Below are 20,016 nucleotides of genomic sequence, written 5' to 3' on the forward strand. Positions count from 1 at the left end.
GTTGAAGATATCTTGTTTATCTCTCTAGATGGTCTATCAGGGCTTGAAAAGGCTATCAAAGGCGTTTTCCCCAATACCATAACACAAAGATGCATTGTTCATCTTATGCGCAATTCTACACGTTATATCGCACGAAAAAAGTGGTCTGAATTCGCTAAAGATATAAAGGCCGTTTATAAAGCAGTGAGCTTAGATGAAGCAATAATGCTGTTCGAAGCATTTGAGGTAAAATGGTCAGAATCTGCAGCAGCAGTGGCTGTTTGGCGTAACAATTGGGACGCTGTAGAGCGCTTATTTGAGTACCCTAGTGAGATAAGAAAAATTATATACACCACCAATACGATTGAAAGTTATCATAATCAGCTTAGAAAAGTTACGGATCGCAAAGGTGCTTTTCCTAATGAGATGGCTCTATACAAGTTGGTTTACTTAAGAACCATGGATATAAAGCAATCGTGGACTCGTCCTGTCCAAAATTGGGGTCAAGTCATGAATCAATTAGAGATCCTTTTTTCTGACAGAATCGCTGCTCACTTAAAATTTTAAATCAAACTTTACACAAAATTCTTGACAGGTCCTTTTATTACCATCTTTTAATAATATTATACACTAAACAGCTTTTGTTATCAGTAAATAGTAGAAACCGTTCTGTAACAGCGAAAAGTTTTTACCATACTTTTCTTATACAGAACGGTTCATATTGAATTATGCACCTATTTTCAATGGTTACAGAATGTCTCTTTATCCTACTTATGATACGGTTCCACGTATCTCACCAAGTCCAAAAATTTCTTTATCTACTATACCCATTGATAAATCAACGTTTAACTTAGCTATGTCTTCTCCATTAAAGTGGAACTCAATGGATTTTATCTTACTTCTTTCTTTAGAGTTCGGACTTTTGTGAACATGTACTTTTTTTACAAAACTCTTAACCAATCTCCTTTGTTGTTCTAGGGTTGCGTGTTCAAAGATAGGCTTAAAGTTCTTAAGTGCTTTTGCAACATCTTTATTAGTTTTCATTTGGCTTTCAGCTAAGGCAATCTGTGCCTCATGCTTCAACTTCATTTCTTGATTGATTTTTATCTTTCTAGCACAATCATAAATGATTTCATCATAGATACTATCATCAACTCCAGTGATATCCTTATCATTTTTAGTTTTATCAATAACAGCTTTTTTTCTCTGGCTCTCTAATGCTTTGATATCCATTAGAGTAACTTCAAGTGCACGCCTATTTTCAGACACATCAATAACCTTTTGAAGTTTTAGCTCTAAAATTTTATGAAGGTCAGGATTATCAACAAAGTCAAAAAGTAACTTCTTGAACTCTTCATCTACAATGTCTCTATGAACTGAGTTAGCTTTGCAGGTTCTCTTATTATTATGCTTTCCACATTTATAGTAGTAGTAATGCTTCGTAATATTTCCATCTTTGTCTCTTTTGCCATTGGTGATATTAGAAACCATCGGTTCCTTACACCAAGGGCAAATTATCGTACCACTTAACAAATGACTTCCTTCACGATATTTTTCTGGCTTTCCACCCTTACTTGCTATCTTATCTTGAACAGCTTGAAAAGTTTCCCATGAAATTATAGCTTCATGTTTACCATCGTAAATTGGTATTTCTCTTTCTTTATCTTGCTTGCTCCTTCTTTTCTCACTCCAGTCCTTATGCATACCATATCGGATTTTACCAGCATATACTGGATTTTGTAAAAGTGATTTAACTGTATTGGTAGACCATTCATAACCTTTTCTAGTTTTTAGTTTTAACTCTAGATTTAAGTATTTTGTTATCTTTGTATAGCCATGATTCTTATTTAGATACCTATCAAATATCTCTATTACATACTTAGCTTTATCTCTATTAATACCTAAATTGCTACCACCCTCTACGATTGGTATAGATTTGTATCCAAAGGCTGCAACCCCACCCGGGTATAATCCGCTTCTGGCCATAGCTTCTTGTCCAACTTTAGCATTTGAAACAATATTTTTTCTTTCCATCTGGGCAACAGCCCCAATAATTGTAAGCATAAACTCACCCATTGGTTGGCTAGTATCTATATTTTCAGAAGTCGCAATTAAATGGCAATTTAGTTGCTCTAATTTGTGTAGTATATTAAGTAAGTCACGTGTTGACCTTGAAAATCTTGAAAGTTTCCAGACTAGAATAGCATCAATTCTCTCGTCTGTATCTTTCTTAGACTCAATATACTGAATCATTTCATTAAATGCTTTTCTTGAAGCAATATTTTTACCTGATATGCCTGCATCCTCAAAATGCCTAACAAGATTGTATCTTTTATACTTAACATAGTCTGCAATGTTTTCTTTCTGTTCACCAAGAGAGTAATTATCTACTTGGTCCTTTGAACTAACTCTTCCATATGAGACACAGTTATGTACTAATTTTTCACCACTAAAGAAATCACCCATTTTGTAGCACCTCCATTTCTATTGGACCAATCATAACATAAAACCAAAAAATATTCACGAAAAAAAGTAGCCCATATTAGGACTACTTTAAACATTTTCACTATGCAACTTTAAGTTCACAATTTTTACTGGCTATATTCTGAATGCTATTACCTGTATTTACGTTAGCAGTATTTAAATCAAGTGCGGTTTTAGCATCATAGCCATCAATCATCTCTGTTAGGATTTCAAAGAAATCTGAGATGTATTCATGTTTAGCTTGATGCTTCATCTAACCGTCTCCTTTCGAAGTATATATTATTTTTCCAATTTGATAGATTATATCAGAGAAAAATCATCCTCGCCAATCTTTTGGAAAAGTTTTTTATTTTTTTTCATATTTTAAGCTCAAACTCCATATCATTCTAAAAAGGCATTAAACAAAATCAAGCACAAAGGCAGTAATAACAATGTGTGTAAGAGATATGGAGGGTAAAAATTATGGGAAGGAATCAAGAAGTTAAAGAACGACTAGAGAACTACGGAACAGCATCACTATTTGATAGAGAGGCTGTAGCCTTTATAACAGGTATTGATATCAGTAAGCTTGAAGGTATAAGTTCACTTAAGGAAATAAGAGACGCATCAAAGCAATTAAGTATCACTGAAATTCAATCACAGAAGCTTGATGTATTATTTGACCTATCAAACCGAATCGTCAAAGAAACTAGGAAAATCAACAAGGTTAGTTCACCAAGCGATATCGCAAACTACCTTATGGAGGACATGAGGCATTTAAAGCAAGAAGAGTTTAGAATTGTGCTCTTAGATACTAAGAATCAAATCATCAAAGTTGAAACGGTATTTAAAGGAACACTATCATCTTGCATAGTGCATCCTAGAGAGATATTTAAAGAAGCTTTACTTGCTGCTGCATCTAGTTTAATATGCGTTCACAATCATCCATCGGGGTCAATTTTGCCATCTAATGAAGATATTAATATCACAAAAAGGATTGTAGACGCTGGCAGTATTATGGGCATTAAAGTCCTTGATAGTCTAATCATTGGTGACAACAGCTATACCAGTTTAAAAGAAGACGGAGTTCTTTAGAATCTAATTAAAACACACCCTAATTTTATATGTTAAGGTGTGTTTTTTACTATATATCGTCACTAAGCTCTATTCCAAATCCTTTCCGAAATATTTCATTTATATTGAATTGTAGCGATTTATTTAAATCCTCCATTTGTTTTTCAAATATATCATAGCCCAAAAGTGTGTTTACACATAACTTGAATTGCTCATACGCTTTAACAACATCATCAATCTTGTCATAGTGCGTCATGAGGTCTTGATACGGATGATATCCATATCCTATTGGGTCTTTTTGCATCTCAACCAAATCAACTTTTTTACTCTTATGATGGGCTAAACTATCTCTCAAATTAAAGGCTAAGTCAACAAGTGATTTTATTTCTGGATGCTTTGATTTATAGTCACTTTTAAGCTTTTCAGAAAAGATTTTATTAATTTTCTTTTCCGTTCCCATTTTTTCGAAATTATTAAAAAATTCGTCCTCATCATACAAGTTCACAGCAACCATATTGACGAAAGCTTCTATAGCAAATGCTTGAAATACGATACAAATCATCAGTGCTTGCCTCTGAAGGCTCTCTAACCAATAAAACTTACTCTGCTCATCAACTGACAAATCTAACATTTGAACATTGCCGTTACCATCAGACATCTTGTTTATTTCCGAATAAGCTTCCTTAAATTGATTATAGTATCCAATTGAAATACCATAATAAACCTCAGAATGTGTAGGTGTAAATGTCATAAGAATACCTCCTAAATATTGTTTGTTACTAATACAGTAACAGATAATAATCTGCTTTAATAGCATAACTCTAATTATTTGAGTAACTCCTATTCAAAGGAATGTTATTGCAAATTAGTAATTTTATACTTTGATTCTGTTCTAGCACCAACTTTTTAGTTATAAAACAATTTCTTTTGAACTATAACTTATGTATAAGTCCCTTTAATACCACCTATACAAACATCAAAGTCTGCTATTGCTTGCTTTTCCAAAGCTTGCAATAGCTTAAACCACAAGAAACACCTTCGCCACAAACCTTGGGGGAAGCTACGTAAATTATGTGTCTCCACATACTTTACTAAAAGGCATAGCCTTTAAGTTTCCCACCAAATTTGAAACGTAATCTTTAAAATGTCGCTGATGCGACCGAATTAAAAATTCTCATTTTAAAGCGTTTCAAACTTGCCAAGCTTTGTGGCTCATCTAGACCCATAGCATACTACTAAAGAAAGGAGGCTATCATGGCACGTAAAAAAGAAAAAAGACAAATGCGTATAACAGAAAAGGACAAGGCTTTTCTACAAGTGCTATCAAAGACAGGTAGATGCTTTTCAGAAGATGCGGAAACCTATTTCAACATTAAAAAAAGCAGGTTGAACCAGATGATTCACAATGGCTATATTCAGCGTGAAGCCATTATGGTAAATAGGAAAGCGTCCCATTGTTATCGATTGACACCAAAAGCGATCCGGTGGATAGGGCGGAACATACCAACAGTAAATAAGTTATATAAACCTGCTAAGGCTGGCACCAGCCACGATATTGTTTTATTTAGAGAATTGGCTTCAAAGCCTAGGTGGCAACAAGATATTGCCATGACAGAGAAAGATATTATCGGTAAGTATGGTACATTTGGTAGTTTTAGTCCACCAGATTTATATATTCCTATTCATACACGATATGAGGTGGAAACAGGTATTACTGTTACAACACCACATGAAATTATTGAAGTTGTAACCAATAACTATAGTAGTGCAGAAATAGAAGCTAAAGTAGATTATGCTAGTTATTTTTTAGGCACTGAGAAAGGAGGCATCACATTCATTGAAACAAATTAATCTAAAATCATTTAAGCAAACACAGGATGTAGACTCACTACATCCATACATCAGAGACAACTATATAACTGAGGATGGCTATTTAAAAATTAAACTGGGAAGCATGTGCTTCCCTATCACATTTACAATTATAGCTTTGAGATTCTACTCTGAAATTTCCTTTATTTACCATTTGGGAAGTGGCAAAATTTTCCGACAACAACTTCTAAAATTTATCATGAAAACGAGAAAGGTTTCCAAATCGAGGGCACAGCATATTATGGAGGAACTCTTCTACTATAAATTGGTTTTTAAAAAGGATGCTTGGAACAACAAGTTAATAGTCCTTACAACTCAATCATTTAAGTTTTTTCAAGATGATAAGGCACCAAACAAATATAGTATTGGCCATCTGTTAAAACGGTCATATTTCATTGAACACTACTTAGATTATGGCTTGGATAGGCTCCCTGAAACAGAGACTCTTTTACTCAGTGAGTCTATTCTAAAGCCAGACCATATAAAGGAACTTGAAATCTATAAGTTTATGCAGGTTGAAAGTGTTGAAACAACTGTATCAGGTGGAATGCATATCACCTTTGCATTTTTAAACTACCAAAAGACAGTATCACCTATCGCACTAGAATCAAGGGTTAAGTACATAAATGCCATATTGCCAATGGACAGAGATATTACATTCTCCATCAGAGTTTGCAATTATGATGCTAGTACAAACACCCTATGTAAACGCAGGTGGCAACCTCATAAGTTTAATACTGAGGCTAGCTATCACCGTTTTAAAGGATTTAATTTTACTTCTCTAGGTATACGAAAGCATTTTGAGGTTACCTTAGACAAGTACGAGGTGATTGACAATGATTGATTCCAAATTTTTAGGCAAAGGAGATAACCGAGATAACTACACTGGCAGTGGATTTCAAATGAGAATGGACTTTTACTCACTAATTAGGGATTCAGATTTTAAATCAGAGGCATATCTGAAAGATATGAGTCGGATGTATGACGGTATCGCTCAGCATTGCCACCTAATCGAAAAAATGGGCTTTGATAACACACAGTATCATGAGGAATTAAAGCTTGTTAAGGATTACATGAGGCATCTGAGAGAATCATATCATCCAGATTTAGACCTAGATGAGTTTATGGAAAAACATAAATTTGAAGCTAGTGAAATTGATTATCCTGAGGACTTTGACCCTCCAAAGGAAGAACCTACTTTTATTGATGACCTTGACTGGGATGTGATGGAACTATGACTTTAATACTAATGGTTATCGTTATGATTATAGTTTCATTAATAGCGTTTAAAGACAAATTTCAAACAAATAACCTGCTTTTTAAACAGGTAAAAGGATTTATTAAAAATCGGAGACCGAGGGGATCCGGAGATATTTTCATTTGTAAAGATGCTTTATCAGGTGAAAACATCATCATTCCCCTTAAAGATAGATTTCTGCATATGCTTTCCCTAGGTCCCACTGGCAGTGGAAAATCCTCATTAGTACTGCTTCCAATAATAAGCCAAGACATAATAAGTGATATCGGACTTATGCTATTAGAACCGAAAGGTGACCTTGCTGAACAGGTTTATGCACTAGCTGAACTAAATGGTAGAAAGGCACTTTATTTTAATCCAACTTTTGAGAAGTGTCCTAAGTTCAATCCACTTGACGGTAATGAATCAGAAGTCATTGAAAATATGGTCATGGTGTTTCGGATGATTCTGAGTGAATCACCTGATTTTTATAAAGATGCTACAGAGAAGGTTCTTAGGATGGCTGTCAAAGTACTTAAAAGGACGAAAGCCAATCCAACCCTACTCGACTTAGACAATTTCCTATCCAATAACGGTGGCATTGGTGAAAACATTCTTATGTCCTTCAAAGAGTCCATTCAAGACTTAACGGACAGAGATTTATATCATGAAAATGCCAATATCATTCAATATTTAACCAAGGAATATTTTGATGTTAAGGGAGAGGTTTATCAAGCCACTAGTAGCCTTAGAACACAATTATCTAGAATCAACTCAAACAAATACTTAAACAATGTATTTAACAGTAAACCAGGCATCGGTGAAATAGATTTCAATAAGGCACTTGAAAGTGGCACTATCTTAGCAATGACAACCGCACAAGGAACACTGAATTCAACACTATCTGAACTGCTTGGTAGACTTTTAATCATCAATTTTCAGTCAGCAGTTATGAAGCGTAAAGGGGATGAAAATACCAGAAGCCCATACTTTATGTATATAGATGAATTTCAAGTTTATACAAACCCTGAATTTGCAGATATGTTAACCATGGGTCGCTCATATAGGGTTGGTACAATCCTTGCGACACAGAACAGGCAACTCATTGCAGGTGATGGTAAAAGTGAAGGTCTAATCTTTCTGGAGGCTGTTACAGCTAATACTAGAAATCAAATATTACTACCTGACCTGCCATATACTGATGCACAGTATTTCTCAAATTCATTTGGTACTAAAAAGTCAAAGCGAGTCAGTTTTGGTAAATCAGGTGGTTCAAAAGATATTGGCTACTCAGGGCGTTCTAAGAATATCGAAGTGATTGATGTACCAGTCCTTTCGCCAACAGAAATTATGAATCAGCCATTTGGTAATCTTACCTATAAAATTGTCGCTAATAATACAGCAAGGCAAGCATCGGTTGGTAAAGCGACATTTGTGGATGCTGATACCATGAGTCAAATCAAAAAACTAGTTACTGCCAATAATGCTCTACTCTCAAGGGGCTATTATACAGATGCTATAGATACAGAGACAAAACTAACAAAAGACATTTCTAAAATGCTAGATGAAGCCAGTCGATATGATGACGAATTCTAGCGAAAGGAGGCATACATGCTAAGCAAATATAACGACCTATTTTTACTGTTTCAAGAGGAAGAAATGATATCTCAAGAGGTTCAAAATGGTAAAACAGAACTCAGTAAACATCTTCAAATCCTAAATGACAAAATTGATGCTGAGATTAACAGCATTATTGATGTCAACCCTCAGTTATTATATGTACCAAACGTTAGACATATTTTCTATATTGTCTATCAAACACTTTAATCTATAGCAGGAGAAATCCTGCTACGACACTTTTTTGTAGTAATTAAGGAACATAAATCTATATTTAATAGTGGGAGGTGAAATTGATGGCATATCGCACATTGAAGTTCCATGTAAAAGGATTAAGTGACAATGAAAAATCCATAATCAAAGCATTAGCATCTGCTTCTACAAAAGCATATAACGAGGCACTTAAGCTGATTGAAAACGAGTATAACAAAGTTAAGACCCTGCCCAAACATACGGACATTCTTAAAAAACTAAATGAAAGCAATCAGCTTAAAAACCTTGGTTATGGCTTTGAAGCAGTGGTCAAAGTACCACTAACGAATTACAGAACTTATATTACAAGGCAAGTGAAGATTGAGACTAGTAAGGCTAACCCTTCGTGGAAGCAAATAGATGAAAACATCAATTCACCAAAGCCTATAAAGTACTCATATCTTTATTCAGAAAAGTTTCGTAGGGTTGATGATTCATTGCAATTTCCCATCCCCTACAACCTATTTCAGAGGTATGGTGCTTTCAAAATCAAATTACCTGAGAGGTATCAGAACCTAAGTATTAAAAGTGTTAGCATCCAATTTGACAGAGATTTATCCTATGTTGAAATGATGCTTAAATATGAGGAAACTGGTCAATCAAGCTATGTTCAAAATGGAGATTACCACGCTCTCGCTATTGACCTTGGCGTCAGTAATATGGTGACCTGTGTAACTTCACAGGGAGACTCATTTATCATTGATGGAAGGCATTTAAAATCTATAATACAAGGCTATGAAAAATATACTGCTATTGCGAAACGTAAGAATCAATCAAAGTCAAAACTAGCAAAGATTCGTAAGCGTAAGCAAAACCAAGTGGATGATTATCTAAATAAGTCGGTGCATTACATTATTCAGTACTGCCTTAAACATCACATTGGAAATATCATTATTGGCTATAATCCAAATTTTAAGAAAGGGCTTAATCTAGGCAAGGAAAATAATCAACTATTCTTTCAAATGCCCTATGCAAAGTTTATGGAAAAGTTAGCCCATCAGTGTAATAAGCATGGCATTGAGTTTACTAAAACATATGAATATTACACCAGCAAAGCATCTTTTCTTGACGGTGATGATTTTCCTAATTATTTGACGAGAGAGAAGCAAAACTTCTCAGGTAGGCGTAGATACAGAGGTTTGTATATTGCCTCAGATGGCAGAAAGATAAATGCCGATGTTAACGGGGCACTAAACATCTTATCAAAATGTAAGGCGATTAGTCATGAAAAACTCATGCTACTACGCACTAGAGGTGTTGCACAGCCAGTAAGGGTTAATCCTTTAAAGTGTGCAGGATGCAATTAGAAATGGGCTGTGCTTTGCATAGCCCTAATACTTAGACGAAAGGAGGCTTATATGACTCATTTTAAAGATTTAGACTACTATAATGACCTTATAATGGATAACTGTACACTGCCTGCCTATAAGATAAATGAGGCTGAAATACGTGAAGCCATTAGAAAACTAGAAATTAAACTAGTAAGGCATGTGTTTAACAATTGTATAGATGAATATGCAATACTAATGCAGGAACAGAGGTCACAACTTAAAATTTTATTATTAGAAGCATTAAAATGTGATTATTCAGAGGAGTTAGCCAGACTTGAATACGTTACAAAAATTAATATTTCATATCTGGAATCCAGAGGGTCATCACAATCGTAGATTGGGATGATCCTCTTTTGCTTCGACCGATTTTATTTATATGTTATCACCTAAAACAATATAACTACTCTATACAGCCAAATATGCTTTGAGAGTGGTTAAAGGAAGAACACTCTATAATAAAAAACTCTCGGTCTTAATCACCCGAAGGATACCTCGTTAAATGAGTAGTATTAAAAGTATCGGTGATGCTGGTTAGTGAATTTGCTTTGGTAACTAACTGGCTTGCCCCGTCCTTGTAGAGTGATTTTAGCATAAAAGTCACGAGGGGGGGAACGTTCAATCTACTGTGATAGTGGCGGTGTTTTAATACAAGACCTTGACCGTTGGCATTAGCCAAGAGAATGACTTACAGTAATGTAAGTTAACAGAAACCTCAAAACTCATCTCGAAAGCAATGAGTTTAATCTGTTATTCCCTGTTTTAGAGTTTCATATTCTAAGACAGGGGGGGAGATTGCCATTTCCTTAAATCTAAACTCAAAGCAATTGGCTTTTGGAAAAATGAAGCATTTGTATTTAGTTAACATTACAAATAATCTATTGTTTATGTAAGGCAATCGGATTGGGGATTACTTTATCAATAGCAATACCTTGTTATAATTTAAAGTGCTTTCATTCAATAAAACCCCTATTTATCAACGGTTACAAAGATATGTGTTTCAAAAAAGGAAAATAATTTTAAAACTTTTGAAAAAAAATTCGTATTATAAGAAAAAGTCTGATATCATTTATACACCAAATAAAAGTCGACTTAAATTTGGTGCTAATATTACTTTATGTACTGCCTTGAATAAAACCTCTAACGTAAATTTAAGTACATCACTTTTTAAATTCGAAAGGGGTTTTAATTATGAAAAACATGAATATTGATTTAAACAAAATTAAAGCAGGAATGCTTGAACTGGTAGACTCAAATAAAAATGACTTAATAGATATGCTTGAAATGAAAAAAGCTATTTGTGATGGTTTAACAGATTGTGAAATTGAAGAAGCACTTAGAGATACACACCTCGATTGTGACCTTGAAGGTGCGATTTGGGAACTGAAAATGATTGAGTCTGATATTGTGAATGCCAAAGATTTGTATGATTTAAGAGACGCTGCAAGCCGAGGTTCGGCTTTAAACGGATTTATTTATAACGATTTTGACGAACACGATGATTGCGACGTAGACGAAGAAATATTAGACTATTTTAATCAGAAGCAGGTTTACTGTATTCAATGCAATGAACCTGTGACGTTTGTTGATGACATTGATTTTGAAGTTACCTACAATTCACCTGTTTCCAACGGTAGAATAATGATGTGCGATGAGTGTGAAGTGATAAGTGATACAAGTCATCTATACTGTGTTCTCAAGTGCGGGAATGAAATTAATTATGCAGAATACCTTCAGAAATTTGTACACACCCAAGATAACATTGAAGATGTCATCCTAGCATTTGATTTCATAGCTGACCGCAATGAATGTATTTCTAGCGAATATAGCATTGTAAATAAAAGATATATTGAGATTAATGTATATGATGATTGGCAAGTTGTCATTGAGATAGAACCTAATGAAGATGGCACAGTCTATTTAGGTTTCTGGATTAAAGGACAGGATTATAGTCAAATGTCATTTATGTATGGTCATTTCCAGAAAGATGGTAAGCTAAATTACGAGAATGATTTTGAAGTTGTACAAGATAATTTACATCATATCATAAATAACGTTGATGATTTCATTGAGTCATATCTAGAGAAGATTGAATGCCTTGAAGGATGCAACTAATTAAAACATGCTTAAATTGTATCAGCCCAGTGATTCACTGGGCTCTATTTCTCCCTTATATCAATTGTTTTTAAGTGCAACAAAAAAAACGAGTTCAAAAGAACTCGCTTTAAAAATCTTATTTTTTAATAAATACCCATGTTCCGACTCCTTCTGTAGTCATTTTCACTTGGGTTCCATTAGATGTAACAAACCATTCACCATCAGTTTCTGTAAACTCTACAGCAAGTTGGTTCCAAGCATAATCATCACCAGTCCAATAGTTTAAAAGCCTTTCTACAGTACTTAAAACCCCAGCACCATTAATATTCTTAATTTGAATTTCAACTTGGTCTTTTAAAGTAATCCAAACATTTAATTCACCGCTATTCAAAGAATTATCAGAACCAACCATGATTTTACCACTTTGGTTGTAAACTTCATTTACTTGTGAAGCCTCTTCAATGATGCCTTTTACAATTTCATCGTCATGCATATTAGCCCATTCAACATTAGACCAAGAACCATCACTAACAACTTCAGTAGAAGTCTTGATAGTTACATAGTAGTCATAAGGATAATTTGCAGAACCTTCGATATTCTTGTGGCTTACCCAATCAACTTCACAGTTTAATGCTTCCGCAGCAAATCTCAAAGGGACATAGGTTCTGTTTTCTTCTGGCATAACGAATGCTGGAAGTTCCATAACTACAAGACCATTCTTAGTTTGGATTTCAGTAGCACCGATAGGGAATTCTACTTTATCTTCACCTTTTTCGATACCTACTGTAGAAGTTTCGCCATTCCATGTTACACTGTATCCGAGTGCCTCAGATAAAAATCGTACCGGAACTATAGTTCTACCTACAGAAGTTACTACTACTTTACCGTAACCTTCTGGGATTTCTACTATCTCACCGTCAATTTGAAGACCAACCTTCATTTCTGAAATTTCAAATGGTAAGTTAGATGCAAATACTGCACTTGTTGACATAACCAACATTGTTACGATTAACATTAATGTAAATAATTTTTTCATAATATTACCTCCTTGTATAATAATGATATAGCCATTAAGGCTAATACATAGTTAACCTTTTCTATATCTAAGTAACTGAAGAAGGTATTCTTCCTTCATCAGAAGTTACTTCATTAGTTATCATGTCTGACGGTTTCCAGATAGACCCCAGTTGTTTCATAAGGTATAATCTTTAAGGATAGGACAAAGAATGTTCACCTCCTTGGGAAGTCAGTTTCTACTGACCCATACCTATGATTTAGTCAATTAGTCCATTCAATGAGGTTTTATGATTCGGCTGGTTGGGAGCCTCAGGCTATACCCGTATAACTCGCAAGGTTGTGTACTCATTAAATGGAAATGGATTCCTATCGGAAAGGAGCTATTGCTCATGTCAAACATTTTATTTGAAAATTTATTTATTTCAGTTGGTATTGATGTTGGTGCAGACTTCAGTTGGATGTCTATCGCACTTCCTAACCAAACATTTGTAGGAAAACCATTTAAAATCCTGCATTCTGACCTCAATTCCTTAAGCTTAGCTGTTTCTAAAATAAAAGAAGCAGAGGAGCTGTATTCCTTAGAAAGTCGCATCTTTCTGGAATCCACGGGAATTTATCATTACCCACTCTTCTGCTATCTTCGTGATAAGGGTTTTAACTGCTCAGTTATTAATCCTATCATCACTAAGAATAGCACAAACATTAACATTAGAAAAGTACATAATGACCGTTTTGATTCAAAAAAGGCTGCCTTAGTTGGTCTAAAACCAGATTTAAAGGTATCCCTTATGCCATCTGACCTAGCCCTCAATTTAAGAAATCTTTCAAGAGAGTATTACGACCTGATGGATAACCGCTCTGCTTATGTGAACAAGCTACAGGGCGAACTGCGAATGGTATTTCCACAGTATTTAAAAATCTTTTCTAAAATAACTACAAATACATCCTTAACCTTATTGGAAAACTACACATCTCCTGTCGCATTTCTAAATGCTTCTGAAGATGAGATTATTAACTCCATACGTTCTACAGCTAGGTTTGGACTTACTTATGCTACAAATAAGTATAATGCCATAATCCAGGCTGCAAATGATGCCAATTCCTTTGGTTATTCCCTAAGCAGTAACTTCAAACGCATTCGCTTATATATTCGCTTCATCAGAAACTATGACGATGAAATATCCTCCATTCTTTCTGATATGCATGAATTGGTTAATGCTAATGAAACTAGCGATCTTGTAAAGCAAATCCATCTGATCGAATCATACAAAGGAGCTGGATTTTTATCTGCTGTAAGTCTGATGGGCGAAATTGGAGATTTCTCTGCCTTTCGCTCGCCTAAGCAACTCTTTGCTTACTTTGGCTTGGATCCTTCTGTAAAACAATCCGGGAAGTTTGAAGGCACCAAAATCTCTATGTCAAAACGTGGTTCCAGAATCGCCAGAAGAGTCCTTCATACAATGGCTTTAGTCAGCATTAGCAAGAACAAAAATGGTTCAGCAAAAAATCCTGTGTTACGCGATTACTATTTAAAGAAGTGCCAGTCAAAACCTAAAATGGTTGCTCTCGGTGCCGTTATGCATAAAGTCTGTAACATTGTATTTGCTATGCTTCGTGATGAAAAAGAATTTGCAATCATCACACCTGAAGAACATCAAAGGAATTACTTAAAAGCTAAATGCGATAAAGCTGCATAAAGTAAATCCATAGCCCACTTTCCGTCTTTTGAGATATTCTCAAAAGGCTTATTGATGTTACCCTTTTTTAACTTGAAGAAATATAAAATACTTTTAGATTTAACTATTGACATTTCTTAGCTGGACTAAAATTTATACTTGCATCAGCACTGATACGCTCAGTGCTTTTTCTGTTTTTTAAACCTCTTAATTTTATATTTTTTAATTATCACCCTTAACTCAAGGCAACATACTTCTAAATATTAACATGTAGCTGAATCTACATCAATTACATTCTGATAATTTAGTTCCTCAATTGACATATTAAAGCTGAACTCAGCGTATTTATTGTACAGTCTTTTTAAACCATAAGTTTTTTGGTCTACTTGTGATACGGTTCATTCTTCATAATCCGAAACGCCCTGTACACCTGTTCAAGTAAAATAACCTTCATCAACTGATGGGGAAATGTCATTTTCGAAAAAGACAAGGCAAAATTGGACCGTTTAACAACTGATTCACAGAGGCCAAGACTTCCGCCTATAACAAAAACAACATCCGATTGGCCTGTTAGTGCCAAGTTTCCAAGATAGTCTGCGAATTTCTCCGAAGTTAAGGACTTGCCCCCAATTTCAAGCGTAATAACGAACTGACTGTCTTTAATCTTGCTTAGAATTTTCTCGCCTTCACGTCCTTTAACCAGCTCTATTTCCTTGTCACTTAGAGATTCTGGCGCTTTTTCATCTGCAACTTCAATGGATTCCAATGTGCAATACCGGCTAAGTCGTTTCACATATTCATCCACGGCAGCCCTATAAAACTTTTCTTTTACCTTGCCAACTGCAATTACCGTCAACTTCATTCCAAAACCACCAGATCATAATCGGAATCACCAAATCCAATTTTCTTTGCATGGGCTAAGGACTCACGACCACTATCAAACAAGTTTGACCCATGCGATTTTTGAAGCATGTCGATACAGGCTGTATCTATTGCAACAGGATCTTTAGATGCAAACACCCCAATATCTTCTGCGATAAATTCCATGTGCTGTCCGTTACAATCACATTCTCTTGTTATATTAATTAGGAAACTTATATAAATATTATCTTTCCCAAGTTGGGCCCCATAAGCGTACTCTGCTATCTTTTCTTTAAAATTAGTTTCGCGCCAATCATTTGTAATCGCCCCTACTGGACACACTGCGATACAGCCGGCGCACCCCACACATTTATCCGAATGAATAAAAGCCACATCATCCATGGTAATGGCGTTTACATCACATTTTTCCACACACTTGCCACATGCAATACATTTTTTAGGATTTACCACAGGGCTGATTCCCGAGTGTTGCGCCAATTTTCCCCCACGAGACCCAAATCCCATTGCCAATTGTTTCAAAGCCCCACCGAAGCCTGCAGACCCATGTCCTTTAAAGTGACTCATCACAACAAATTGATCATAATCTGAAAATTTCTTGCCGATTTTACACCGATCAAAATAAACCTTATCAATAGTCACCTCAGTATAATCATCCCCATATTCGCCATCTGCAATGATAACAGGAAGCTGCGTAAACCCGTGGTCTGCAGCAATCCTCTTATGACTTTCTGCAGTGGTTCTGGCCCCTCTATACAAAACATTGGTTTCAATATATGCCGATTCTACGCCGCGTTTTTTTAAAGAATCAATAACACCCAAATAACAGTCCGAAGGCACAAAAGTGTCATTGCCCTTCTCACCAAAATGAACTTTAATAGGCACGGTCTTAGAAAACGCGTGTGACTCAACTTCTACCAAATGCTCAAACAATTCTCTTGCAGCATCACTTAGCTCTTTATAGTCCTTACTTTCCACCCGCTTAAAATAAACTTTTTTCATAATCCCTCCGTTTGATTTATTCAACCATTGCCTTCATGATTTTTTCAATCGCATTTGCCCAATTGGGGTCAGTGGCATATTTTTTCCCAACTGACTCAACTGACACCCCATTATAATACCGGCCTGTTTCATTGAGATAATTCTTCGCCAAATACCCTGCAACATGATCAATGCCCTGTTCAAAACTGTCAAAAGTATATGCCTTTGCATACGGGGAAGCATCAAAGGCGCCAAACCCAAAAAGATTCTTTTTATCTTGTGCAATAGCACTGCTGCCATATGCAGATTCATGGACAGCCAGACTTGCCAAAAAGATGCTATTTACACCATGTTTCTTCTCCGCCTCTACAAATGCATGGCCAAGTCCTGCTATAGGTGTTCCCTTAAGCTTTGAATCAATCAAATCTGCAGTCACACCACTTGGAATTCCTATATTATCGGGACCAGCCCCACTTACAGAGCTAGACTGGCCTGGATTTTCCTGAGCACGGGTTACCACTCCGAGTTTAGTTTCCAATATATGCTTAAAGCGATTTTGAGCCAGTCTATAATCAGAACTTGGTCCTTCAAAACTTGATTTAATTTTCGAATTTAGATCAATTTTAATTCCCATTTTTTACGTCCCATCATAAACAAATTCAATCTCATATGTCATTTTTGCAACCTTAGATATGGTTTCGTATATTGAGCAAAACCGTGTTGCAAGTTCGAATGCCTGCTCTAATCCCAGTTCTTTTTCAGGGTTATGGACAAGGGCTTTTACATGGACCCACTTAAGTGTTGATGGAATCTCATTTCGTTTTTCACCCGTTACCAGGAGGTCCACAGACTCATAAGAGATTCGCTTCTTCATCGCCACATCTAAAAACGTTGAATACAAACATCCGGCCAAAGCACCAAACAACATATCATAGGGCGCCAACGTCCCTTCTTTTACGCCAATTTCTGCATTGCCATTTGGCGCATACAGCGTCCCCTCAAATGCATAATTAAACTTTAAAGCCACCTCTTTTACGCTCATTTCAATTCCTCCATTTTTCTTTTATTTTATCATATTCCCTTGAACTATTAAACAATCCATGTTATTCTGTATCTACCCCCTACACAAGGGGGGTAGATACCCTTAAATTTCCTCAGTAAACCACCGCCATGGTTTACCCTTTTCAAGTCTCAATATGAGACTTTTTTCTTTTTTTGAGACTTTTCTCCTGGGTTTTTTCTTATAATGAGAAAAATAACGCTTGTTTTAACCGATATACCATTGGCATCAAACTTGCAATTCTTTTATGTAACAGTGTTAGATTTTGGATTGGAGGACAAAACATGACCAATGAAGCGCTTATATTGAAAACTCTCAAGCAGGAAGTTGTGCCTGCAATGGGATGTACTGAACCTGTTGCAGTGGCTTTGGCCGTTTCCAAAGCAAAAGAACTTTTAAAACTCACCTCTAAAGACTTCAATCAGATAAAAAGAATTCGAGCTGGTGTCAGCCCTAACATTTTCAAAAATGGACTTGGCGTTGGGATTCCTGGTACAAACGAAGTTGGGCTTGTTATTGCAACTGCTCTAGGCTTTACAGCAGGTAATAGCTCAGACGGCCTTGAAGTCCTAAAAAATGTTCACGAAACTGAAATTCAGTCTGCCCATCACATGATTTCAAAAGGGCAAATACAGCTTGATATGCTGGACACAGACGAAAAAATCAAAATAGAAGTTATACTTGAAACAAATTCTGGCTATGCCAAAATAGTCATTGCAAAACGGCACAATCATTTTGTTCACTTGGAAAGCCATGAAGGCGTACTGCTGACACAAAAAGAGGGTTCCTCTAAAGAAACAACCTATGATCAGCCGTTTGATCTAACCCTTGAAGAGATCATTGAAGGTGTCAAAGCGATTCCAACTGAATCCTTATCCTTTCTTCTTGAAGGGCTCAGCATGAACAAAGCCATTGCCGAAGTGGGTCTCTCTAAAAAGTGTGGCATAGGGGTTGGCTATGTTCTAAATCAACAAGCAGAAAATGGTCTTTTAGGCAAAGACCTGATGAACCGTGCTATGGCAGTTACCGCAGCTGCGTCTGACGCCAGAATGTCAGGTGTTCTCATGCCTGTAATGAGCAGTAATGGGAGTGGAAATAACGGATTAACAGCCATTTTACCGCTTGTTGCCTATGCAGAAAAATTTGATGTTAACCCCAGCGACATGGCCCGCGCAGTTGCCATCAGTCATCTGATTAACAGTAAAATAAAAGGCGCTATTGGTAGGCTATCTGCCATCTGTGGTTGCGGTGTTGCAGCTGGTACAGGCGCTTCCGTTGCAATTGCATGGCTCATGGGTGCCTCTTTAGCGCAAATGGATGGTGTGGTGCAAAACATGATTGCCAATACAGCAGGTATGATTTGTGACGGTGCAAAAACCGGATGTGCCCTTAAGTTGGCAACCTCCGCCTCAGCGGCCGTTCAATCCGCTCTCCTTTCTGTCAACGATGCCTTTACGCCACCTAACAACGGTATACTTGGCAGAAATGCAGAAGAATCCATTCACAATCTTGGCCGCTTGTCTATGGAAGCCATGATGAATGTGGATGCTGTTGTCATTGATATCATGAAACATTACAAATCATAAAAAAAGCTAAGACAATTTCACGGGATTGTCTTAGCTTTTCTAATTGAATTAGACTAATAAACACTTATCTCATAGCCCATTGCTTCCAAATTTTTAATAATGGATAAGTCACCGACCAAATGACCTGCACCAACAACTATAAAATGAGTGCCTGGTTGGTCGCTCATTAACAACTCATGTACACGATCTGCCATGTATACATCACGTGCGCCAAATAGCATTTGCGTAAACTCATCCTCTAGATTTTGAGAACTAACAAAACTTTCTTTAAAGTTTTCCAAATCGCCGGCATGCCAATAGTCAAACCAAGTGTCCAAAAGATTGTGCATTTCTTCCGATTCTGAGTCTGTCGCCTCATCCTCTTCTAGAATCATGTCCAAAGTCGCATCAAGATTAGAAGCAACAAGGTCATCAGAAAGATTATCAAACATCATAGCTTGGGCAGCCAATCCCTCAACTTCTTCTACTTGCATCCCTGTAAGCAAAGCATTTAATAAAAAGTAAACATCAAGTCCTCTTGTGGAGGAAGCTACTGCATCTTCATCTGTTGTATCAACCGCTCCATCAATCCCTTCTTGCATTAATAGGGCACTCAATTCATTGTTGATTAACCAAGGCTTAAAGCCAGACAGGGCTTCCAATGGGATCCCCAACGTTTCAAGCGCCAAAGTCAATTTATCATATAGTGCTTCATCGAGTTGGTCTTCCAGTGTTTCACCTTCAGGTAACATTGCAATTTCATAGAATTCTGCCATACCTGTTTCCTGATTTAATACATTCGCTTCTACCCAAAGCGTATCAGAGGCAGTGACATACTCCCACCACTTAAGAAGTGGGGGCTTCTCGTTCGAATAGCCTAATGGCTACAGCATAAGCGAGCTATCCCCGTGTGCCCCACGGT

General features: G+C 36.3%; 20 protein-coding genes and 1 pseudogene. 12 read left to right on the forward strand and 9 right to left on the reverse strand.

The genetic code is table 11. The features are described 5' to 3' along the window. A partial coding sequence (locus tag JOC49_RS11975; protein ID WP_204665270.1) for an IS256 family transposase occupies positions 1 to 546 on the forward strand: 546 nt, incomplete at its 5' end. Between the two features lie 204 nt (positions 547 to 750). Here JOC49_RS11975 and JOC49_RS11980 read toward each other — a convergent pair. Both JOC49_RS11980 and JOC49_RS11985 read right to left on the reverse strand, forming a co-directional pair. Continuing rightward, complete coding sequence (locus JOC49_RS11980) at positions 751 to 2,445, reverse strand: recombinase family protein (RefSeq protein ID WP_204665271.1); 1,695 nt, start codon at positions 2,443 to 2,445, stop codon at positions 751 to 753. Between the two features lie 100 nt (positions 2,446 to 2,545). Then, positions 2,546 to 2,716 (reverse strand): hypothetical protein, encoded by a 171-nt coding sequence (locus JOC49_RS11985; protein ID WP_204665272.1) that lies wholly within the window; start codon positions 2,714 to 2,716, stop codon positions 2,546 to 2,548. Between the two features lie 209 nt (positions 2,717 to 2,925). Here JOC49_RS11985 and radC point away from each other — a divergent pair, with 209 nt between their 5' ends. After that, complete coding sequence (gene radC / locus JOC49_RS11990) at positions 2,926 to 3,537, forward strand: RadC family protein (RefSeq protein WP_204665273.1); 612 nt, start codon at positions 2,926 to 2,928, stop codon at positions 3,535 to 3,537. Between the two features lie 49 nt (positions 3,538 to 3,586). Here the strand turns inward: radC and JOC49_RS11995 are convergent, their stop codons facing one another. Continuing rightward, positions 3,587 to 4,267 (reverse strand): hypothetical protein, encoded by a 681-nt coding sequence (locus tag JOC49_RS11995; RefSeq protein WP_204665274.1) that lies wholly within the window; start codon positions 4,265 to 4,267, stop codon positions 3,587 to 3,589. A 503-nt stretch (positions 4,268 to 4,770) separates the two neighbouring features. Here JOC49_RS11995 and JOC49_RS12000 point away from each other — a divergent pair. The 8 genes from JOC49_RS12000 (at position 4,771) to JOC49_RS12035 (ending at position 11,934) form a co-directional block, all read left to right on the forward strand. Continuing rightward, positions 4,771 to 5,367: a hypothetical protein gene (locus JOC49_RS12000; RefSeq protein ID WP_204665275.1), complete on the forward strand. Its 597-nt coding sequence runs from the start codon at positions 4,771 to 4,773 to the stop codon at positions 5,365 to 5,367. A 217-nt stretch (positions 5,368 to 5,584) separates the two neighbouring features. Beyond that, the gene (locus JOC49_RS12005; protein ID WP_204665276.1) at positions 5,585 to 6,229 is read left to right on the forward strand and encodes a hypothetical protein; all 645 of its coding nucleotides are present in this window, start codon (positions 5,585 to 5,587) and stop codon (positions 6,227 to 6,229) included. Then, positions 6,222 to 6,623, forward strand: coding sequence for an RNA methyltransferase (locus JOC49_RS12010; protein WP_204665277.1), 402 nt, complete (start codon positions 6,222 to 6,224; stop codon positions 6,621 to 6,623). Before JOC49_RS12005 ends, JOC49_RS12010 begins: the two co-directional genes overlap by 8 nt. Then, positions 6,620 to 8,218, forward strand: coding sequence for a type IV secretory system conjugative DNA transfer family protein (locus tag JOC49_RS12015; RefSeq protein WP_204665278.1), 1,599 nt, complete (start codon positions 6,620 to 6,622; stop codon positions 8,216 to 8,218). The genes JOC49_RS12010 and JOC49_RS12015 overlap by 4 nt, the downstream gene beginning before the upstream one ends. Before the next feature lie 15 nt (positions 8,219 to 8,233). Beyond that, a complete protein-coding gene (locus tag JOC49_RS12020) occupies positions 8,234 to 8,449 on the forward strand; it encodes a hypothetical protein (RefSeq protein WP_204665279.1) in 216 nt (71 codons plus the stop codon). 86 nt (positions 8,450 to 8,535) lie between these two features. After that, the gene (locus JOC49_RS12025; RefSeq protein WP_204665280.1) at positions 8,536 to 9,798 is read left to right on the forward strand and encodes an RNA-guided endonuclease TnpB family protein; all 1,263 of its coding nucleotides are present in this window, start codon (positions 8,536 to 8,538) and stop codon (positions 9,796 to 9,798) included. Between the two features lie 51 nt (positions 9,799 to 9,849). Then, positions 9,850 to 10,158 (forward strand): hypothetical protein, encoded by a 309-nt coding sequence (locus JOC49_RS12030; protein ID WP_204665281.1) that lies wholly within the window; start codon positions 9,850 to 9,852, stop codon positions 10,156 to 10,158. An 852-nt stretch (positions 10,159 to 11,010) separates the two neighbouring features. Next, positions 11,011 to 11,934, forward strand: a complete 924-nt coding sequence (locus tag JOC49_RS12035) for a hypothetical protein (RefSeq protein WP_204665282.1) — start codon at positions 11,011 to 11,013, stop codon at positions 11,932 to 11,934. A gap of 118 nt (positions 11,935 to 12,052) precedes the next feature. Here the strand turns inward: JOC49_RS12035 and JOC49_RS12040 are convergent, their stop codons facing one another. Then, positions 12,053 to 12,952, reverse strand: a complete 900-nt coding sequence (locus JOC49_RS12040; RefSeq protein WP_204665283.1) for a copper amine oxidase N-terminal domain-containing protein — start codon at positions 12,950 to 12,952, stop codon at positions 12,053 to 12,055. 370 nt (positions 12,953 to 13,322) lie between these two features. Here JOC49_RS12040 and JOC49_RS12045 point away from each other — a divergent pair, with 370 nt between their 5' ends. Continuing rightward, on the forward strand, positions 13,323 to 14,630 hold the full coding sequence (locus JOC49_RS12045) for an IS110 family RNA-guided transposase (protein WP_204665284.1): 1,308 nt from the start codon (positions 13,323 to 13,325) through the stop codon (positions 14,628 to 14,630). Positions 14,631 to 14,991: 361 nt separating this feature from the next. Here the strand turns inward: JOC49_RS12045 and rlmH are convergent, their stop codons facing one another. From rlmH to JOC49_RS12065, 4 genes are read right to left on the reverse strand one after another with little or no spacing between them, the layout of a single operon-like run. Further along, positions 14,992 to 15,471, reverse strand: a complete 480-nt coding sequence (rlmH, locus tag JOC49_RS12050; protein WP_204665285.1) for a 23S rRNA (pseudouridine(1915)-N(3))-methyltransferase RlmH — start codon at positions 15,469 to 15,471, stop codon at positions 14,992 to 14,994. Then, complete coding sequence (locus JOC49_RS12055; RefSeq protein ID WP_204665286.1) at positions 15,468 to 16,490, reverse strand: DUF362 domain-containing protein; 1,023 nt, start codon at positions 16,488 to 16,490, stop codon at positions 15,468 to 15,470. Before JOC49_RS12055 ends, rlmH begins: the two co-directional genes overlap by 4 nt. Positions 16,491 to 16,506: 16 nt before the next feature. Beyond that, on the reverse strand, positions 16,507 to 17,103 hold the full coding sequence (locus tag JOC49_RS12060; RefSeq protein ID WP_204665287.1) for a glucosaminidase domain-containing protein: 597 nt from the start codon (positions 17,101 to 17,103) through the stop codon (positions 16,507 to 16,509). Positions 17,104 to 17,106: 3 nt separating this feature from the next. Then, complete coding sequence (locus JOC49_RS12065; RefSeq protein WP_204665288.1) at positions 17,107 to 17,511, reverse strand: OsmC family protein; 405 nt, start codon at positions 17,509 to 17,511, stop codon at positions 17,107 to 17,109. A 302-nt stretch (positions 17,512 to 17,813) separates the two neighbouring features. Between JOC49_RS12065 and JOC49_RS12070 the strand changes: the two genes are divergently transcribed. Then, the gene (locus JOC49_RS12070) at positions 17,814 to 19,115 is read left to right on the forward strand and encodes an L-cysteine desulfidase family protein (RefSeq protein WP_204665289.1); all 1,302 of its coding nucleotides are present in this window, start codon (positions 17,814 to 17,816) and stop codon (positions 19,113 to 19,115) included. A gap of 53 nt (positions 19,116 to 19,168) precedes the next feature. On the opposite strand, the pseudogene JOC49_RS12075 reads toward JOC49_RS12070, so the two are convergent. Continuing rightward, positions 19,169 to 19,912: pseudogene (locus tag JOC49_RS12075) on the reverse strand (TraB/GumN family protein); the annotation flags it as partial. Positions 19,913 to 20,016: the final 104 nt, after the last annotated feature.

The organism is Fusibacter tunisiensis (assembly GCF_016908355.1).
GTDB classification, from domain to species: domain Bacteria; phylum Bacillota; class Clostridia; order Peptostreptococcales; family Acidaminobacteraceae; genus Fusibacter_D; species Fusibacter_D tunisiensis.

What these genes read in the sequence shown, in the direction of transcription:
- JOC49_RS12045 (WP_204665284.1), top strand. Translation starts at nt 13,323, where the DNA reads ATGTCAAACATTTTATTTGAAAATTTATTTATTTCAGTTGGTATTGAT.
- JOC49_RS12065 (WP_204665288.1), bottom strand. Translation starts at nt 17,511, where the DNA reads ATGAGCGTAAAAGAGGTGGCTTTAAAGTTTAATTATGCATTTGAGGGG.
- JOC49_RS12025 (WP_204665280.1), top strand. Translation starts at nt 8,536, where the DNA reads ATGGCATATCGCACATTGAAGTTCCATGTAAAAGGATTAAGTGACAAT.
- JOC49_RS12070 (WP_204665289.1), top strand. Translation starts at nt 17,814, where the DNA reads ATGACCAATGAAGCGCTTATATTGAAAACTCTCAAGCAGGAAGTTGTG.
- JOC49_RS12015 (WP_204665278.1), top strand. Translation starts at nt 6,620, where the DNA reads ATGACTTTAATACTAATGGTTATCGTTATGATTATAGTTTCATTAATA.
- JOC49_RS12060 (WP_204665287.1), bottom strand. Translation starts at nt 17,103, where the DNA reads ATGGGAATTAAAATTGATCTAAATTCGAAAATTAAATCAAGTTTTGAA.
- JOC49_RS12000 (WP_204665275.1), top strand. Translation starts at nt 4,771, where the DNA reads ATGGCACGTAAAAAAGAAAAAAGACAAATGCGTATAACAGAAAAGGAC.
- JOC49_RS11995 (WP_204665274.1), bottom strand. Translation starts at nt 4,267, where the DNA reads ATGACATTTACACCTACACATTCTGAGGTTTATTATGGTATTTCAATT.
- JOC49_RS12010 (WP_204665277.1), top strand. Translation starts at nt 6,222, where the DNA reads ATGATTGATTCCAAATTTTTAGGCAAAGGAGATAACCGAGATAACTAC.
- JOC49_RS12030 (WP_204665281.1), top strand. Translation starts at nt 9,850, where the DNA reads ATGACTCATTTTAAAGATTTAGACTACTATAATGACCTTATAATGGAT.
- JOC49_RS11985 (WP_204665272.1), bottom strand. Translation starts at nt 2,716, where the DNA reads ATGAAGCATCAAGCTAAACATGAATACATCTCAGATTTCTTTGAAATC.
- JOC49_RS12020 (WP_204665279.1), top strand. Translation starts at nt 8,234, where the DNA reads ATGCTAAGCAAATATAACGACCTATTTTTACTGTTTCAAGAGGAAGAA.
- JOC49_RS12005 (WP_204665276.1), top strand. Translation starts at nt 5,585, where the DNA reads ATGAAAACGAGAAAGGTTTCCAAATCGAGGGCACAGCATATTATGGAG.
- JOC49_RS12055 (WP_204665286.1), bottom strand. Translation starts at nt 16,490, where the DNA reads ATGAAAAAAGTTTATTTTAAGCGGGTGGAAAGTAAGGACTATAAAGAG.
- JOC49_RS11980 (WP_204665271.1), bottom strand. Translation starts at nt 2,445, where the DNA reads ATGGGTGATTTCTTTAGTGGTGAAAAATTAGTACATAACTGTGTCTCA.
- JOC49_RS12035 (WP_204665282.1), top strand. Translation starts at nt 11,011, where the DNA reads ATGAAAAACATGAATATTGATTTAAACAAAATTAAAGCAGGAATGCTT.
- rlmH (WP_204665285.1), bottom strand. Translation starts at nt 15,471, where the DNA reads ATGAAGTTGACGGTAATTGCAGTTGGCAAGGTAAAAGAAAAGTTTTAT.
- JOC49_RS12040 (WP_204665283.1), bottom strand. Translation starts at nt 12,952, where the DNA reads ATGAAAAAATTATTTACATTAATGTTAATCGTAACAATGTTGGTTATG.
- radC (WP_204665273.1), top strand. Translation starts at nt 2,926, where the DNA reads ATGGGAAGGAATCAAGAAGTTAAAGAACGACTAGAGAACTACGGAACA.